Origin of the sequence: Streptomyces sp. NPDC093544 (genome assembly GCF_040683495.1) — a bacterium.
Lineage (GTDB): Bacteria > Actinomycetota > Actinomycetes > Streptomycetales > Streptomycetaceae > Streptomyces.
On the sequence record NZ_JBFBEA010000007.1, the window covers coordinates 333,337 to 348,239 of the forward strand.

A 14,903-nucleotide genomic window follows, 5' to 3' on the forward strand; every position below is an offset into this window, starting at 1 on the left:
CACCCTCGGGGGGTGCGTACACCGAAGGACCCCACCTCCCCCGCCGCCACCGCGGCAGCCCTGCTCCCCCTGCTCGGCGGCCCCGCGAACATCACCTCCGTGGCCCACTGCATGACCCGCCTCCGCGTGGGCCTGCGGGACCGGACCCTGGTCCAGGAGGAACCGCTCAGAGCCCTCCCCGCCGTACTGGGCGTGGTGGCGGACGAGGACACGTACCAGATCGTCCTGGGCCCGGGCACGGTCGCCCGGGTGACCCCGGAGTTCGAGGCGCTGCTGACCACAACGGCCGACGAACTGGCTTCACTCGGCGCCGAGTTGAAGGAGGCGAGGCGACAGCGCAACGCCACCCCCGGCAAGCTCCTGCTCCGCCGCATCGCGAACATCTTCGTCCCGCTGATCCCCGCCCTGATCGGCTGCGGAATCATCGCGGGCCTCAACGGCCTGCTGATCAACCTGGGTTGGCTGGGCGCGCTCACCCCCGCCCTCGCCGCCATCGCCTCCGGCTTCATGGCGCTGATCGCGGTCTTCGTCGGCTACAACACGGCGAAGGAGTTCGGCGGCACCCCGATCCTGGGCGGCGCGGTGGCAGCGATCATCGTGTACGCGGGGGTCGCGAAGGTGACGGCGTTCGGGATGACACTGGCGCCGGGCCAGGGCGGCGTACTGGGCGCACTGGCCGCCGCGCTGCTCGGCACGTACGTCGAGAAATGGTGCCGCCGCTGGGTCCCCGAGGCCCTGGACGTCCTGGTCACCCCCACCCTCACGGTCCTGGTCACCGGCCTGGTGACCCTGTACGCCCTCATGTACGCGGCCGGCGAGCTCTCCACCGGCATCGGCACGGCCGCGAACTGGCTCCTCACCACCACCGGCGCCTTCGCGGGCCTGATCCTCGGCGGCCTCTTCCTCCCCCTCGTGATGCTCGGCCTGCACCAGGCCCTCATCCCCATCCACACCACCCTCATCGAGCAGCAGGGTTACACGGTCCTGCTCCCCATCCTCGCCATGGCGGGCGCGGGCCAGGTGGGCGCGGCCCTGGCGGTCTACGTCCGCCTCCGCCACGACCACTCCATGCGTACGACGATCAAGTCGGCGCTCCCGGCAGGACTGCTGGGCGTGGGCGAACCCCTCATCTACGGCGTCTCGCTCCCCCTGGGCCGCCCCTTCCTCACCGCCTGCGCGGGCGGCGCGGCAGGCGGCGCCTTCATCGGCTTCTTCGCCATGCTCGGCAACCATGTGGGCTCAACGGCGATCGGACCGTCGGGATGGGCACTGTTCCCGCTCCTGGCAGGCAGCGGGGGGCTGGCCATGACGGCCGCGATCTACGCCGGCGGACTGCTGACGGGCTACGTGGTGGGCTTCGGGGCGACGTACGTCTTCGGTCTCGGGCCGACGCTCAAAGGCGCCCTCAGTAGCGCTGCCACTGGCACTGTCAGTGGCACTGTCAGTGGCAGCGCTACTGGCTCTGTCACTGGCGCTGTCAGTGGCGTGTGCGACCCTTCGGAAGGTCAGGAAATCGCCCGGGGAGGGAATCGAACACCGTGAACCACGCACAGCTCACCGCCCTCGGCCGCGCCCTGCGCGTGCTGGGCGAGCACGGCGACGCGCTGAACTCGGACACCCCCGACACGAAGCTGCACGAGGTGAAGGCCGACCTGAAGCGCGCCCTCGACCTGCTGGACGAGACGGTCACGACGGCCGCGCCCACCACCCGCTGCTCCGAGCACCCGAACGGCCCGGTCGACAAGGCCGCCGCCGACCTCTGCCTGCTCTGCGAGACCCGCCGCCGCACCGCCCGCCGCTCCCGGGTGAACGACACCTACTCGCACGGCCGTCCCTCCGGCCCGGAAGAGGCCCCCGAGCGCACGAAGTCCCGCTACGGCCTGCGCGAAGACCGCCCCCAGCCCCAGCAGCGGTGGCTCCCGGAAGTCTGGAACGGCCAGGCCTGGCAACTCTGCGGCACCCCCCGCCGCGACCGCATCGAAGCCGAGCGCTACCTCGCCGCCGAGCGCAAGACCCCCCGCCCCGGCATGGCCTACCGCCTGATCCACGAGTTCACGGACTACGAGGTGCTGCGTATCTGGGGCACACCGGTGAAGGTGGACATCGAACCGATGGGCAACCTGTAGACACCGCGCCCCGCGCCCGTCCGGCGGCCTAATCCGAACGCGGCCCGGTCGTGCCGTCCGAGGTCGTTCCGGGTTTCGTGTAGAGGATCTCGCGGGCTTGTTCCGCGGCGCGGGTGATGGCTTCGCTGACGAAGTCGAGGAAACGGGCGACGTTCTCCAGGCGGGTGGCGGCGGGGGTGCCCGGGCCGAGGACGCCGACGCCCTGCCGTGCGGTCTCGACGATCTGGGCGGTGGACCGGGCGCTGGCCATCATCGACTCGAACCAGATGTCGTCGTCGACGAGATAGCGCTCACGCCGGCGTTCGTCGCGTTCCCGGCGGACGAAGCCCTGACTCTCCAGGAACGCGATCGCTTTGGAGATGGAAGCCGGGCTGACCTGGAGACGCTGGACGAGCTCCGACGCGCTGAGGCTGCCCGAGTCGGTGAGGGTGAGGCAGGCCATCACCCGGGCCGTCATCGTGGTCATCCCCGAAGCCATCATGACGGTGGTGAACGTCTCCTCGTACGCACGCACGGCCTCGGCGTCACGTCCGTAGGCCTGCGGGGGCGCCTCGGCAGCTCGGGGCGCCGGCTGCGTGCGCCGGTGGGCGCGGTGTTCGGTGGCGCGGTGGGCCAGGTCGGCGCGGTAGGCCGTGGGGCCGCCGTTGCGCATCACCTCACGCGTGATCGTCGAGGTCGGGCGGTCGAGGCCCCTTGCGATCTCCGCATAGGCGAGGCCGTCGGCCAGCCCCAGCGCGATCTGCCGGCGTTCCTGCTGAGTGAGCCTGCCTCCGGGCATTGCGGTCTCCTTCGTGCTCCTTGATGCCTCCAGCATAGCGTTCACCTTCAATTCATTGCAACGCGCACGCGATGCGCGTTGCATTAGCCTTGAGGATCGTTGCAACGATTACTCAGCTTTCACCTGCTCTTATAGCAATCATGCGCAACGCGCATGTTGAAGGATCCCTGAACGCAACGTAGCTTTTCCTTCATCGGAAACAACGAACCGAAGGAGAGCATCATGCAGAAGTTCGACACCCCCACCCCGGTCGCCGCCGTCCTGGACATCCCCGCGGGACGCGTCCAGTTCATCGCCGCCGACCGGGCCGACACCACGGTCGAGGTCCTGCCCGCGGACGCCTCGAAGGGCCGCGATGTGAAGGCGGCGGAGCAGATCACGGTCGCCTACGACGACGGCGTCCTGCGGATCGGTACCGCACCGGCGAAGAACCGGATCCTCGGCCCCTCCGGATCGGTCGAGGTGACCATCCAGCTGCCCGCCGGTTCCCGCATCGAGGCGAAGTCCACCGCCGCCGAGCTCCGTGGCGTCGGACGCCTCGGCGACATCGCCTTCGAAGGCGCCTACGGCCAGATCAAGATCGACGAAGCTGCCGGCGTCCGCCTCACCGCGATCGACGGCGACGTCGAGGTCGGCCGGCTCAACGGCCCGGCGGAGATCAGCACCGCGAGGGGCGACATCCGGATCATCGAGGCCGTACGCGGCACGGTCGAGCTGCGCACCCGGTCCGGCGACATCTCGGTCGCCGCCGCTGCCGGGGTTTCCGCCTCCCTGGACGCCGGCACCGGCTACGGCCGCGTCAGCAACACCCTCAAGAACGACGGCACCGCCGAACTCGACATCCGCGCCACCACCTCCCACGGCGACATCAGCGCCCGCAGCCTCTGACCGCGCCACGCAGCCCCTAGAAGGAGCACTCATCATGACCAAGCTGGCCATCGCGGCGAACGGGCTGCGCAAGTCCTACGGCGACAAGACCGTGCTCGACGGCATCGACCTGTCCGTCCCCGAAGGAACGGTCTTCTCCCTGCTCGGCCCGAACGGCGCGGGCAAGACCACCGCCGTGAAGATCCTCTCCACCCTCATCACCGCCGATGCCGGCGAACTGCACGTCGGCGGCCACGACCTGGCCGCCGACCCGCAGGCCGTGCGTGCCGCGATCGGCGTCACCGGGCAGTTCTCCGCCGTCGACGGCCTGATCACCGGCGAGGAGAACATGCTCCTCATGGCGGACCTGCACCACCTGTCCCGTGGCGAAGGCCGCCGCACCGCCGCTGAACTCCTTGAGCGCTTCGACCTCACCGATGCCGCGAAGAAGCCCGCCTCCACCTACTCCGGCGGCATGAAGCGCCGCCTCGACCTCGCCATGACCCTGGTCGGCAACCCGCGGATCATCTTCCTCGACGAGCCGACCACCGGCCTCGACCCGCGCAGCCGCCACAACATGTGGCAGATCATCCGCGAACTCGTCGCCGACGGCGTCACCGTCTTCCTCACCACCCAGTACCTGGAAGAAGCCGACGAACTCGCCGACCGCATCGCCGTGTTGAACGACGGCAAGATCGCCGCCGAGGGCAGCGCCGAGGAGCTGAAGCGGCTCATCCCCGGCGGACATGTGCGACTCCGCTTCACCGACCCGGGCGCCTACCAGTCAGCCGCCTCCGCCCTGCGCGAGGCCACCCGCGACGACGAGGCGCTCTCCCTGACCATCCCCAGCGACGGCACCCAGCGCGAACTGCGCGCCATCCTCGACTGGCTGGACTCCGCCGACGTCGAGGCGGACGAACTGACCGTGCACACCCCCGACCTCGACGACGTGTTCTTCGCCCTCACCAGCCCCACATCCCTCCCCAACCAGCCCAACCAGCCCAACCAGCCCAAGGAGAACGTCCGATGAGCGCCCTCTCCCTCGCCGCACGCGACTCCACCACCATGCTCCGCCGCAACCTCCTGCACGCCCGCCGCTACCCCTCCCTCACCCTCAACCTTCTCCTCACCCCGATCATGCTGCTCCTGCTCTTCGTCTACATCTTCGGCGACGTGATGAGCGCCGGCATCGGCGGCGCCGACCGCTCCGACTACATCGCCTACATCGTCCCGGGCATCCTGATGATGACCATCGGATCCACCGTGATCGGGGCGGCGGTGTCCGTCGCCACCGATATGTCGGAGGGGATCATCGCCCGCTTCCGAACGCTGGCGATCCACCGCGGGTCCGTGATCATCGGGCACGTCGTCGGCAGCGTGCTCCAGGTGCTCGCCAGCCTGGTCCTCGTCGGTGCGGTTGCCGTGGCCATCGGCTTCCGATCCACGGACGCCACGGTCCTGGAGTGGATCGCGGCCTTCGGACTACTCGCCCTCTTCGCCCTGGCACTCACCTGGATCGCGGTCGGAATGGGTATGGCCAGCCCGAACGCCGAAGCGGCCAGCAACATGGCGATGCCGCTGATCCTCCTCCCGCTCCTCTCCAGCGCCTTCATCCCGGCCGACACCATGCCGGGCTGGTTCCAGCCGATCGCCGAGTACCAGCCCTTCACCCCGGCCATCGAAACCCTGCGCGGCCTGCTCCTCGGCACCGAGATCGGCAACAACGGCTGGCTCGCCATCGCCTGGTGCCTCGCGCTGACCGCGCTCGGCTACTTCTGGTCGACCTCGAAGTTCAACAGCGACCCGAAGTAACCGCCGTGGCAGCGCGGGCCACCTCCCGCAACTCGTCCCGCCCAGGGCGGCGTTACTCCGACACCACGTCGGCGTACGCCGCCCTGACCGCGGTCTCGGACGGCTGCTTCGCATCGTGGGTCGGTGATTCAGGGGAGGCGTGCCGCACGGTTCCTCTCCCGTACCCGGGCCCGCAACACCTCCTCCTGCGCCGCGGGCCCGGTCGACTCCGGCGGGCAGTCCCACTCCCGGCCCCCGCCCACGGGCCGCAACTGCGCGTTCCCGCCCACATGCCCCATCACCTCGCCCACCCGCCCGTCCCGTACGTCCACGACGTGCGCCCCGACCGGCGGCCGCTCCCCGCGCAGTACGGACGCCAACTTCTCGGCCGTACGTACGTTGCAGCGCCCCAGGACGACCAGGGCGAACGGCTCGTCGCTCGCGCCGGTCACGGGGTCGACACACAGGGACGGCAGGACGACACCCACGCCCGTGAGCGCGTCCCGAAGCGAGGCGACGACCTCTTCCGTCGACCGCAGCATTCCTTCACCTCCACGCAGAGTTCACTCTTCGCAACACAGCGTGGCCGTTACGCCTCTAACCTGGCCAGACAGGCCGCCCCAACAACATCGGCTGTCGGACAGGGAGTTGCCGTGGCAGGACCGAAGGACCTCGACCCGTCGTCGTCACCACGCGCCTTGCTGGGCGCCGAGCTGCGGCATGCGCGGGAGAGCTCCGGCCTCAGCCAAACCAAGTTGGGCGAACCGCTCTTCGTCAGCGGCTCGTTCATCGGCCAACTGGAGGCCGGGACACGGCGCATGCACCTCGAATACGCCGTCCAGATTGACGAGATCCTGGGCACGAACGGCTTCTTCACCCGCAACTGCGCGGCTTCCGCCAAATCCAGGTACCCGAACCACTTCACTGAAGCAGTGGAAGCGGAGTCGCTCGCCACATCGATCAGGCAGTACACCCCAACACTGATCCCCGGCCTACTTCAAACGCCGGGCTACGCAAAGGAGTTGTTCCGCACCTACTGGCCAACCCTTCCGGACACCGAGGTCGATGAGCTGGTGACGAACCGGATGGAGCGCACCCGCCTCCTGGACGATCCAACAACCCCGTTGTTGTGGGTGGTCCTCGACGAGGCCGCCCTCCGTCGCCCGGTCTGCGGACCGGAGGTTATGGCAGAGATCCTCCATCATGTGGCAGACCTGGCACGTCGTCGCCGGATCCTCATGCAGGTACTCCGGTTCAGCGCAGGCGCGGTCGGATCCCTACCGGGTGGCATCAAGCTCATGCACTTTCCCGACGCGCCTCCCCTCGCCTATGTCGAGGGCGTGGGCGTTGGACAGCTGATGGACGACCCAGCCGCCGTCACACGCCATGAGCTGACCTTCGACCTGCTCAGGGCCAGTGCGCTCTCCCCTCAAGAATCCCTGGCCCTGGTCGAGTCAGTGGCAGAGGATTACGCACATGAAGCGACACAGCCCTGAGTACGACCTGAGCACTGCCGCCTGGTACAAGTCCAGCTACAGCGGCGGCGACGGTGCCGACTGCCTCGAAGTCGCCGACGGCCATCCCACCCTCGTCCCCGTCCGCGACTCCAAAGCCCCCCTCGGCCCGAAGCTCGTGTTCCGGGCCGAGGCGTGGTCGGCGTTCGTGACGGACGTGAAGAACTCCAGCGCCGAGTAGTCGGCCGCGCCCCGAAGCTCAAGCGCCCAGCTCCGAGCCTTCTTTGCAAGGAATGGGTGGAGGGCCCCAACCCGCCCTCCCTCCCCGTGAGTTGACTTGGCGCGACCGGCTTGCCACGGACAGTCACCAGGGATTAGCGTGCCCAAATACGCAAACAGCCCCCGCCAGGTGCTAGCAACACCCGCGGGGGCTTGACCAACAAGATCGAATCGAGCCTCGATCCCATGGCTGACGCCAAGCTTAGTCCTGCCCTCCTGCCCGCGCACGCACTCCCGCACCCCATGGCCAACCCGGGTTACGGAAAACACGCCGCCCCAGGCCAACTCCCCCGCACGGCTCACGACTTCGCGCACCTCCCGCCCCGCGAAGCAGCAGTCGCCGCGTACATCGACCGCCTCCCCGGCGGCGCCGACATCTCCGTGAAGACGCTGGCCAAGACACTCCCGTACGGCCAATGCGCCCTGCGCACAGCTCTCAACAACCTTCAACGGGCAGGGCACTTGCGCCGGGGCCGCGAACACCTGGCCGACTCGGGCAGTCCGCGCTGGATCACCCGAACGTGGTTCTCACGCACGGAGCGGGACGACGACTGGTGGGCGGCGTTCACGAGGGGAGACGTACCGCGGGAGCAGCCCGACAGCCCGGCCCCGACCCGCTCCCGCGCCTACATCCTGCTGGCGGCGCTGGGCCGCACGACCCCGGCGCTGTCCCTGTCGGCCGCGTCCTGCGCGGACCTCGCGCCCCTGCTGACGGAGTGGTTCGTGAGGGGCGCCACCGACGACCACGTACTCCAGGCGCTGACCTCAGGCCTCCCCAACCCGGTCCACAGTCCGGCCGCCCTCGTCCGCACCCGCCTGACCTCCAAGCTCCCGCCCGAGCCCGTCCCGCCCCCACGCCAGCCCCTCCGGGTGATGGAGTGCGCGAAGTGCGGCACACCGGGCCGCCCGGAGGCCCTGCCGGGCGGCGTCTGCGGCGCATGCCGGGGTGAGGCGGCCCCGCCCCGGCATACCGCCCCTCTGCCAACCTCCGCAGTTCACGCCCACGCAGCCGCAGCCCGCGCAGCGATGGTCGACCGACGAGAAAGGCCACGCGTTTGACCACCCGCCCGCAGATGTCAGTGAGCCCACCGCACACACTCGCGGGTGTGTACAGTTTTTGCATGGAGACGTATCCGCTCGTGGAAGCCCGCAATCAGCTCGGTCAGCTGGTCGGCCGGGTCCGGCACGGCCAGGAGCACATCCTGATCACGGAGTACGGCAAGCCCGCTGCCGCGCTCATCCCCGTAAGCGAGCTGGAAGAACTGCAGCGGCTGCGCGACGAGGCGGACATCGCTGAAGCACAGGCGCGTGAGGCGGCTCCATCCGGCCCATCCATGTCTCATGACGAGTTCATGGCACAGCTGGAGGAAGAGGACCGCCGGGAGGCCGCTTCGTGACTTACGCAGTGGTGTGGGAGCAGCACGCCATGACGAGTTCCGGCGGCTCCGCATCGTCGACCCCGTGGGCGCCAAGGCGACTACTGCGGCAGTGCGCGCACTCGCCGACGACCCACGCCCGGAAGAGGCTGGCGCCCTGGGCGCTTCGGGCTACCACCGGCTGCACATCAGCACCTGGCGGGTGCTGTACCGGCCGGACGGCACCACCGTCACCATCCACGTGCTGAAAGTCGGTCGCAGCACCTGACCCGCCCCCTCAACGCCGAGGGGCGGCACCCCCCAGGAAAAGGATGCCGCCCTCGACGTACAAGACCTACAAGCGGAGCAGAACCTCAGCTGAGTGACTTCAGCGCCGTCGGGTCGTACGCCGCCAGTTCCCCGAGTCGTCCGTCCAGTACCTTCGCCGCCCACTCCGGGTCCTGGAGGAGGGCGCGTCCGACCGCCACGAGGTCGAACTCGTCGCGCTCCAGGCGGTCCAGGAGGTTGTCGAGGTCTGCCGCCTTGGAGCCCTCGCCCGCGAAAGCGCGGAGGAAGTCGCCGTCGAGGCCGACCGAGCCGACGGTGATGGTGGGCTTGCCCGTCAGCTTCTTCGTCCAGCCGGCCAGGTTGAGGTCGGAGCCCTCGAACTCCGGCTCCCAGTAGCGGCGCGTCGACGCGTGGAAGGCGTCCACTCCGGCCTCGGCGAGCGGGGTCAGCAGGGCGCCGAGCTCCTCGGGCGTCTCCGCGAGGCGGGCGTCGTACGCCTCCTGCTTCCACTGCGAGTAGCGGAAGAGGATGGGGAAGTCGGGGGAGACCGCGGCGCGGACCGCGGCGACGATCTCGGTCGCGAACTTCGTACGGGCGACGAGGTCACCGCCGTACGCGTCGGTGCGGCGGTTGGTGCCCTCCCACAGGAACTGGTCGATCAGGTAACCGTGCGCGCCGTGCAGTTCGACGCCGTCGAAGCCGATCCGCTCGGCGGCGGCCGCGGCCTCGGCGAACGCGGCAATGACGTCGTCCAGGTCGGCCTGGGTCATCTCCTTGCCCTCGCCGGCCGTGCCGTTGATCCGCAGGCCGGACGGGCCGACCGCGGGGGCGTCCGCGAACGGCGGCTCGCCCGCGCTGCGGACCATGCCGATGTGCCACAGCTGCGGCACGATCGTGCCGCCCGCCGCGTGCACGGCCTCGGCGACCTTCGCCCAGCCCGCCAGCTGCTCCTCGCCGTGGAAGCGGGGGATGCTGTCGCTCTGCCCGGCCGAGTCGTGGCCGACGTAGGTGCCCTCGGTGACGATGAGGCCCACGCCCGCGGCGGCGCGGCGGGCGTAGTACGACACCACGTCCGCGCCGGGGATGCCGCCCGGGGAGAACTGGCGGGTCATCGGTGCCATGACGATCCGGTTCGGGACGGTCAGGCCGTTGAGGGAGACGGGGCGGGACAGGATCTGGGCCGCGCGGGAGGGGGCGAGTGTCACGTGAGGGCTCCGGGGGGAGAGGTCGGACGGATATCGGGTCGCGGGATGCTCATGCATAGGTACATGTGATGAATATGTGCACGCGCATTAATTCGTGCCAGCAGCGTCAACCGGCCCGCCCGTCAGCACATTCCGGCCCGGCCCGCACCCTGCATGTGATCCAGGACACGCATCGGGGGCGACCCCCGGAAACGCCCGAGGGCGGCACCCCTTGGGAGAAGGGGTGCCGCCCTCGGTACGAAGGACGGTGATCAACCGGAGGCCGAAGCCCCGAGGCCGATCAGAAGTCCATGTCACCGCCCGGCATACCGCCCGGAGCGCCGCCGGGGGCGGCCTTCTCCGGCTTGTCGGCGATGACGGCCTCGGTGGTGAGGAACAGCGCGGCGATGGAGGCGGCGTTCTGCAGGGCAGAGCGCGTGACCTTCGCCGGGTCGATGATGCCTTCGGCGATCATGTCGACGTACTCACCGGTCGCGGCGTTCAGGCCGTGGCCGACGGGCAGGTTGCGCACCTTCTCGACGATGACGCCGCCTTCGAGACCACCGTTGATGGCGATCTGCTTGAGCGGGGCCTCCAGGGCGAGCCGCACGGCGTTCGCGCCGGTCGCCTCGTCACCCGTGAGCTCCAGCTTCTCGAAGACCGAGGAGGCCTGGATGAGGGCCACGCCACCACCGGCGACGATGCCCTCTTCGACGGCCGCCTTCGCGTTGCGAACGGCGTCCTCGATGCGGTGCTTGCGCTCCTTGAGCTCGACCTCGGTGGCGGCACCGGCCTTGATGACGGCCACGCCGCCGGCCAGCTTCGCCAGGCGCTCCTGGAGCTTCTCGCGGTCGTAGTCCGAGTCGGAGTTCTCGATCTCGGCGCGGATCTGGTTGACCCGGCCGGCGACCTGGTCGGCAGAGCCGGAGCCGTCGACGATCGTCGTCTCGTCCTTGGTGATGACGACCTTGCGGGCACGGCCCAGCAGGTCGACACCCGCGTTCTCCAGCTTGAGGCCGACCTCCTCGGAGATGACCTCGCCGCCCGTGAGGATGGCGATGTCGCCGAGCATGGCCTTGCGGCGGTCACCGAAGCCCGGCGCCTTGACGGCGACGGACTTGAAGGTGCCACGGATCTTGTTGACGACCAGCGTCGACAGAGCCTCGCCCTCGACGTCCTCGGCGATGATCAGCAGCGGCTTGCCCGACTGCATGACCTTCTCCAGGAGCGGGAGCAGGTCCTTGACACTGGCGATCTTCGAGTTGGCGATCAGGATGTACGGGTCGTCCAGGACGGACTCCATACGCTCCATGTCGGTGGCGAAGTACGCCGAGATGTAGCCCTTGTCGAAGCGCATACCCTCGGTGAGCTCAAGCTCCAGACCGAAGGTCTGGGACTCCTCGACGGTGATGACGCCTTCCTTGCCGACCTTGTCCATAGCCTCGGCGATGAGCTCGCCGATCTGGGTGTCGGCGGCGGAGATGGAGGCCGTGGAAGCGATCTGCTCCTTGGTCTCGACATCCTTGGCCTGCTCAAGGAGGGCACCGGAGACGGCCTCGACGGCCTTCTCGATACCACGCTTGAGGGCCATCGGGTTGGCACCCGCGGCTACGTTGCGAAGGCCCTCGCGGACCAGCGCCTGCGCCAGAACGGTCGCGGTGGTCGTACCGTCGCCGGCGACGTCGTCCGTCTTCTTGGCGACTTCCTTGACCAGCTCAGCGCCGATCTTCTCGTACGGGTCCTCGAGCTCGATCTCCTTGGCGATGGAAACACCATCGTTGGTGATCGTGGGGGCGCCCCACTTCTTCTCGAGGACGACGTTGCGGCCCTTGGGACCAAGGGTGACCTTGACGGCGTCGGCGAGCTGGTTCATCCCGCGCTCGAGACCGCGCCGCGCCTCCTCGTTGAACGCGATGATCTTGGCCATGTGAAGTGGTCCTCCCGGACTGGGGTGGATTGCTCCGGACCGCGCCCGCGCCCGCGACGGACGGCCTGCGTGCCTCGTGGTTCCTTGCCCCACTTGGCCTGCGGGCCTCACTGACCCGGTCCTCGTTGTCACTCTCACCTGCAGAGTGCTAACGCCAATGATTAGCACTCGCCCCTACCGAGTGCAAGCGACTCCGGAAGATCCCCAGGTGGGGCGGGGGGCGCGCACGGCGCGAAGAGAGGTGAGAGGGACAGGCCGACGGAGGCGCGGACGGGCGGGCAGGCCGAAGGGCCCGCATCCCCTGGCGGGGGATGCGGGCCCTTCGTCACGTCGAACAGAACAGTCAGTCGGCGCGTGCTTCAGCTGCTGGTCGCCAGCCGGACCATGTCCGCCTGCGGCCCTTTCTGGCCCTGCGAGATCTCGAACTCGACCCGCTGGCCCTCTTCAAGGGTGCGGTAGCCGTCCATCTGAATCGCGCTGTAGTGGACGAATACATCCGCACCACCGTCGACCGCGATGAAGCCGTACCCCTTCTCCGCGTTGAACCACTTGACGGTGCCCTGAGCCATGCCTAACTCCCCTATTACTGGCCCTTGCACAGGACCGCACTTCGCGGGCCCGGGTCATACCTCACCCCCCAAAGATTGGGGGTGTGCGCCGGAACGCGTCGACCGCGGCTGAATGTATCTGTCCAACTGCCCTCTGCAACAGGTCAATCGGACGAGAATTCTGGGCACGACCGATCGGGAATATGCGGAGAATTCGCAAAGATTCAGGGCAAGTCGGGCCCCGTAAATGCCATAAACGGCTCAAAAAGGCGGGGCACTTTGGCTACTTCTTGTCGGGCATCGGGCAAGGACTCATATGCGCCCGGCATAAAACCAACTCGAAGGCGAAGCAGCTTCCCCAACTGTACCGCGCTCAACCATACAGAATTGCCCCCTCCGCTTCTCTCACGGAGGGGGCAATTCGATGAACTCTCAGTGATTGCAATTACCCAAGGTAACTACAATCACCGTACGTGACGGCGGATGACGGTCAGCCTCCGGCGACGGCCGGAATGATCGAGACGCCCGCACCGTCCGGCGTCGCCGTCTCCAGGCCCTGCTCGAAGCGGACGTCGTCGTCGTTCACGTACACGTTGACGAAGCGGCGCAGCTTGCCCTGGTCATCCAGGACGCGCGCGGCGATGCCGGTGTGGTTCTGCTCCAGGTCGGCGATCACCTCGCCGAGGGTGCCGCCCTCGGCCGACACCTCGGCCTTGCCGCCGGTGTAGGTGCGCAGGATGGTGGGGATGCGGACGTTGACGCTCATGACGCGAGGCCAGCCTCTCGGAAGGAGTCCAGGTTCGGGCGGATGGTCGCGGTGAGCCCGGTGTCCGAGGCCACCGCGTCCAGGGTCTTGAGACCGTCGCCGGTGTTGAGGACGACGGTGGTGAGGGTCGGATCGAGCAGACCGTTCTCGATCAGCTTCTTCGCCACACCCACCGTCACGCCACCCGCGGTCTCGGCGAAGATGCCCTCCGTCTGCGCGAGGAGCTTGATCGCGTCGACGATCTGCTCGTCGTTCACGTCCTCCACGGCGCCGCCGGTACGCCGCGCGATGTCGAGCACGTACGGCCCGTCGGCCGGGTTGCCGATGGCGAGCGACTTGGCGATGGTGTTCGGCTTCTGGGGCCGTACGACGTCGTGGCCGGCCTTGTAGGCCACCGACACCGGCGAGCAGCCCTCCGCCTGGGCACCGAAGATCTTGTACGGCTTGTCCGCCACAAGGCCGAGCTTGATCAGCTCCTGAAGAGCCTTGTCAATCTTCGTGAGCTGGGAGCCGGAGGCGATCGGGATGACCAGCTGGTCGGGGATCTGCCAGCCGAGCTGCTCACAGATCTCGTACGCGAGGGTCTTCGAGCCCTCCGCGTAGTACGGCCGCAGGTTGACGTTGACGAAGCCCCAGCCCTCGCCGGCCGGGTCGCCGATCAGCTCGGAGCAGAAGCGGTTCACGTCGTCGTAGTTGCCCTCGATGCCGACGAGCTCCCCGCCGTACACCGCGGCCATGACGATCTTGCCCTGCTCCAGGTCGTGCGGGATGAACACACAGGAGCGGAAGCCGGCGCGGGCGGCGGCCGCGCCCACGGCGCCCGCGAGGTTGCCGGTGGAGGAGCAGGAGAGGGTGGTGAAGTCGAAGGCGCGGGCGGCCTCGATGGCCTGGGCGACGACGCGGTCCTTGAAGGAGTGCGTCGGGTTGCCGGAGTCGTCCTTGACGAAGAGCTTGCCGGGGGTGACGCCCAGCGCGCGGGCCAGGTTGTCGGCCTTGACGAGCTTGGTCCAGCCGGGGTTGATGTTCGGCTTCTCCGCGACGTCCGCCGGGACCGGCAGGAGCGGCGCGTAACGCCAGATGTTCGCGGGGCCCGCTTCGATGCGCTTGCGGAGGTCCTCGGTCTCGTAGGCCGAGAAGTCGTACGCGATCTCCAGCGGCCCGAAACACTCCTCGCAGGCGAAGAGCGGACCGAGCGGTACACGGTGTCCACACTCGCGGCAGGAAAGCGCGGCGGCGGGGCCCAGATCGACGGAGTTCGCGGAATCCGGGGAGGTCACGGTGTTCGTGGTGTTTGCAGTGGTGCTTGCAACTGTCTGCGCAGCCATGGAGGCGAGGCCCTTTCTCCTCATCTTCCTCACGACGCACTTCGCCGTGAGACGGATTTGGCACCTTCCCGAGCCGGGAGCCTCACCACGTCGACGTGACAAGAACCAGCTGGAGGGTTGCCGGGGCTTCAACGGGCCGTATCCCTCTGCCCCTCTGGATGAGCGGTATTCAGTTGTGCGCTGAGCGACCCCCGACATGCGATGGTCATCAGCGT

Annotated in this window: 17 protein-coding genes, 1 pseudogene and 1 riboswitch; of the genes and pseudogenes, 10 read left to right on the forward strand and 8 right to left on the reverse strand. The window is 68.5% G+C overall.

Going from position 1 to position 14,903, the window contains the following annotated elements:
- Window positions 1–12: 12 nt before the first annotated feature.
- Together AB0N66_RS13245 and AB0N66_RS13250 are read left to right on the forward strand one after the other, a co-directional pair.
- On the forward strand, window positions 13–1,542 hold the full coding sequence (locus AB0N66_RS13245; protein WP_365432616.1) for a PTS transporter subunit EIIC: 1,530 nt from the start codon (window positions 13–15) through the stop codon (window positions 1,540–1,542).
- Complete coding sequence (locus AB0N66_RS13250; RefSeq protein WP_365432619.1) at window positions 1,539–2,126, forward strand: hypothetical protein; 588 nt, start codon at window positions 1,539–1,541, stop codon at window positions 2,124–2,126. The genes AB0N66_RS13245 and AB0N66_RS13250 overlap by 4 nt, the downstream gene beginning before the upstream one ends.
- A 28-nt stretch (window positions 2,127–2,154) precedes the next feature.
- On the opposite strand, the gene AB0N66_RS13255 is transcribed toward AB0N66_RS13250, so the two are convergent.
- Entirely contained in the window at window positions 2,155–2,607 is a 453-nt protein-coding gene (locus AB0N66_RS13255) for a MarR family transcriptional regulator (protein ID WP_365432773.1), read from the reverse strand.
- 99 nt (window positions 2,608–2,706) lie between these two features.
- Window positions 2,707–2,988, reverse strand: a pseudogene (locus AB0N66_RS13260) (helix-turn-helix domain-containing protein); the annotation flags it as partial.
- Between the two features lie 138 nt (window positions 2,989–3,126).
- Here AB0N66_RS13260 and AB0N66_RS13265 point away from each other — a divergent pair.
- The 3 genes from AB0N66_RS13265 to AB0N66_RS13275 are packed head-to-tail and all read left to right on the forward strand — an operon-like array spanning window position 3,127 to window position 5,583.
- Entirely contained in the window at window positions 3,127–3,792 is a 666-nt protein-coding gene (locus tag AB0N66_RS13265; protein WP_365432622.1) for a DUF4097 family beta strand repeat-containing protein, read from the forward strand.
- Window positions 3,793–3,826: 34 nt separating this feature from the next.
- Complete coding sequence (locus AB0N66_RS13270; RefSeq protein ID WP_365432624.1) at window positions 3,827–4,801, forward strand: ATP-binding cassette domain-containing protein; 975 nt, start codon at window positions 3,827–3,829, stop codon at window positions 4,799–4,801.
- On the forward strand, window positions 4,798–5,583 hold the full coding sequence (locus tag AB0N66_RS13275) for an ABC transporter permease (RefSeq protein WP_365432627.1): 786 nt from the start codon (window positions 4,798–4,800) through the stop codon (window positions 5,581–5,583). The genes AB0N66_RS13270 and AB0N66_RS13275 overlap by 4 nt, the downstream gene beginning before the upstream one ends.
- 128 nt (window positions 5,584–5,711) lie before the next feature.
- On the opposite strand, the gene AB0N66_RS13280 is transcribed toward AB0N66_RS13275, so the two are convergent.
- Entirely contained in the window at window positions 5,712–6,104 is a 393-nt protein-coding gene (locus AB0N66_RS13280) for a hypothetical protein (protein ID WP_365432630.1), read from the reverse strand.
- A 111-nt stretch (window positions 6,105–6,215) separates the two neighbouring features.
- Here AB0N66_RS13280 and AB0N66_RS13285 point away from each other — a divergent pair, with 111 nt between their 5' ends.
- From AB0N66_RS13285 to AB0N66_RS13305, 5 genes are all read left to right on the forward strand, one after another.
- Window positions 6,216–7,058: a helix-turn-helix transcriptional regulator gene (locus tag AB0N66_RS13285; RefSeq protein WP_365432633.1), complete on the forward strand. Its 843-nt coding sequence runs from the start codon at window positions 6,216–6,218 to the stop codon at window positions 7,056–7,058.
- The gene (locus AB0N66_RS13290) at window positions 7,039–7,257 is read left to right on the forward strand and encodes a DUF397 domain-containing protein (protein ID WP_365432636.1); all 219 of its coding nucleotides are present in this window, start codon (window positions 7,039–7,041) and stop codon (window positions 7,255–7,257) included. Before AB0N66_RS13285 ends, AB0N66_RS13290 begins: the two co-directional genes overlap by 20 nt.
- Before the next feature lie 281 nt (window positions 7,258–7,538).
- Complete coding sequence (locus tag AB0N66_RS13295; protein ID WP_365432776.1) at window positions 7,539–8,354, forward strand: hypothetical protein; 816 nt, start codon at window positions 7,539–7,541, stop codon at window positions 8,352–8,354.
- Window positions 8,355–8,416: 62 nt separating this feature from the next.
- Window positions 8,417–8,692, forward strand: coding sequence for a type II toxin-antitoxin system Phd/YefM family antitoxin (locus AB0N66_RS13300; RefSeq protein WP_365432639.1), 276 nt, complete (start codon window positions 8,417–8,419; stop codon window positions 8,690–8,692).
- Between the two features lie 13 nt (window positions 8,693–8,705).
- A complete protein-coding gene (locus AB0N66_RS13305; RefSeq protein ID WP_365432642.1) occupies window positions 8,706–8,939 on the forward strand; it encodes a type II toxin-antitoxin system RelE/ParE family toxin in 234 nt (77 codons plus the stop codon).
- 85 nt (window positions 8,940–9,024) lie between these two features.
- Here the strand turns inward: AB0N66_RS13305 and AB0N66_RS13310 are convergent, their stop codons facing one another.
- The 5 genes from AB0N66_RS13310 to thrC form a co-directional block, all read right to left on the reverse strand.
- Window positions 9,025–10,143: an NADH:flavin oxidoreductase gene (locus AB0N66_RS13310; protein ID WP_365432645.1), complete on the reverse strand. Its 1,119-nt coding sequence runs from the start codon at window positions 10,141–10,143 to the stop codon at window positions 9,025–9,027.
- Between the two features lie 280 nt (window positions 10,144–10,423).
- Complete coding sequence (groL, locus tag AB0N66_RS13315) at window positions 10,424–12,049, reverse strand: chaperonin GroEL (RefSeq protein ID WP_365432648.1); 1,626 nt, start codon at window positions 12,047–12,049, stop codon at window positions 10,424–10,426.
- 359 nt (window positions 12,050–12,408) lie between these two features.
- The gene (locus AB0N66_RS13320; protein ID WP_365432651.1) at window positions 12,409–12,618 is read right to left on the reverse strand and encodes a cold-shock protein; all 210 of its coding nucleotides are present in this window, start codon (window positions 12,616–12,618) and stop codon (window positions 12,409–12,411) included.
- Window positions 12,619–13,087: 469 nt separating this feature from the next.
- A complete protein-coding gene (locus AB0N66_RS13325; RefSeq protein ID WP_365432654.1) occupies window positions 13,088–13,363 on the reverse strand; it encodes a MoaD/ThiS family protein in 276 nt (91 codons plus the stop codon).
- Window positions 13,360–14,688, reverse strand: a complete 1,329-nt coding sequence (gene thrC / locus AB0N66_RS13330) for a threonine synthase (protein WP_365432657.1) — start codon at window positions 14,686–14,688, stop codon at window positions 13,360–13,362. Before thrC ends, AB0N66_RS13325 begins: the two co-directional genes overlap by 4 nt.
- Before the next feature lie 17 nt (window positions 14,689–14,705).
- Window positions 14,706–14,853: riboswitch (SAM riboswitch) on the reverse strand.
- Window positions 14,854–14,903 lie beyond the last annotated feature (50 nt).

Bases quoted from the DNA above. Each gene is read 5' to 3' on its own strand.
- AB0N66_RS13320 (WP_365432651.1), bottom strand. From the start codon at position 12,618: ATGGCTCAGGGCACCGTCAAGTGGTTCAACGCGGAGAAGGGGTACGGC.
- AB0N66_RS13265 (WP_365432622.1), top strand. From the start codon at position 3,127: ATGCAGAAGTTCGACACCCCCACCCCGGTCGCCGCCGTCCTGGACATC.
- AB0N66_RS13300 (WP_365432639.1), top strand. From the start codon at position 8,417: ATGGAGACGTATCCGCTCGTGGAAGCCCGCAATCAGCTCGGTCAGCTG.
- AB0N66_RS13255 (WP_365432773.1), bottom strand. From the start codon at position 2,607: ATGATGGCTTCGGGGATGACCACGATGACGGCCCGGGTGATGGCCTGC.
- AB0N66_RS13295 (WP_365432776.1), top strand. From the start codon at position 7,539: ATGGCCAACCCGGGTTACGGAAAACACGCCGCCCCAGGCCAACTCCCC.
- thrC (WP_365432657.1), bottom strand. From the start codon at position 14,688: ATGGCTGCGCAGACAGTTGCAAGCACCACTGCAAACACCACGAACACC.
- AB0N66_RS13325 (WP_365432654.1), bottom strand. From the start codon at position 13,363: ATGAGCGTCAACGTCCGCATCCCCACCATCCTGCGCACCTACACCGGC.
- AB0N66_RS13270 (WP_365432624.1), top strand. From the start codon at position 3,827: ATGACCAAGCTGGCCATCGCGGCGAACGGGCTGCGCAAGTCCTACGGC.
- groL (WP_365432648.1), bottom strand. From the start codon at position 12,049: ATGGCCAAGATCATCGCGTTCAACGAGGAGGCGCGGCGCGGTCTCGAG.
- AB0N66_RS13280 (WP_365432630.1), bottom strand. From the start codon at position 6,104: ATGCTGCGGTCGACGGAAGAGGTCGTCGCCTCGCTTCGGGACGCGCTC.
- AB0N66_RS13290 (WP_365432636.1), top strand. From the start codon at position 7,039: ATGAAGCGACACAGCCCTGAGTACGACCTGAGCACTGCCGCCTGGTAC.
- AB0N66_RS13275 (WP_365432627.1), top strand. From the start codon at position 4,798: ATGAGCGCCCTCTCCCTCGCCGCACGCGACTCCACCACCATGCTCCGC.